The 610-nt window shown below is 69.5% G+C and carries 1 protein-coding gene; it reads right to left on the reverse strand.

The features are described 5' to 3' along the window. Nucleotides 1-610 (reverse strand): class I SAM-dependent methyltransferase (locus tag JCM25156_RS19730; RefSeq protein ID WP_025814508.1); only part of this gene is annotated, 610 nt, incomplete at both ends.

Here is a 610-nt window from a genome sequence, read left to right on the forward strand (position 1 = left end):
CGGTGGCGGCCCGGATGTCATCGGCCTGTTCCGGGGCCGCGCGGGCCAGTTGTTCGCTGCGCGCATGCAGCCCGAGTGCGGCCAGAAACGCACCCTGCGGTTCGCTGCCCCATACATCCACGCCATCCGCCACCTGCGCGATGGCATGAAAATCCACATGCGCGGTCAGGTCCGCCGCGCCCGGATCGCGCAGCGGGTCGGCGGGACGGCCATGGCGCAACGCCTGAAGACTGTCCCCATGGGCCGGGGCGTCATATCCGTAATCAATCAGCAGGGCCGCGCCGGGCCAGCGGCGCAGCCTTTCGACCACCGCGCGGGTAAAATCCAGCGCGGGCTGGCAGGTTTCCAGCACGCCACCTTCCGGCACCGCGCGCGTGGCGGCGGGATGGGCGGGCGGAAAAGACGCGGGCTGGTGGATAAACGCGCCATCATGCACGAAGCGTTCATCCCATCCGTCCACGCGCCTTACGAACTGGCGGATGGGCAGCGCGTCGAAAAACTCGTTCGCCAGCAGGATCATCGGGCCATCCGGCACGTCCGTGATCGCGTCATGCCAGCTTGCGGGCCGCGCCGTCAGGCCCTCCAGCGCCCGCGCCTGCTCTTGCCGCAG

The sequence above is a fragment of the Komagataeibacter kakiaceti JCM 25156 genome, assembly GCF_000613305.1.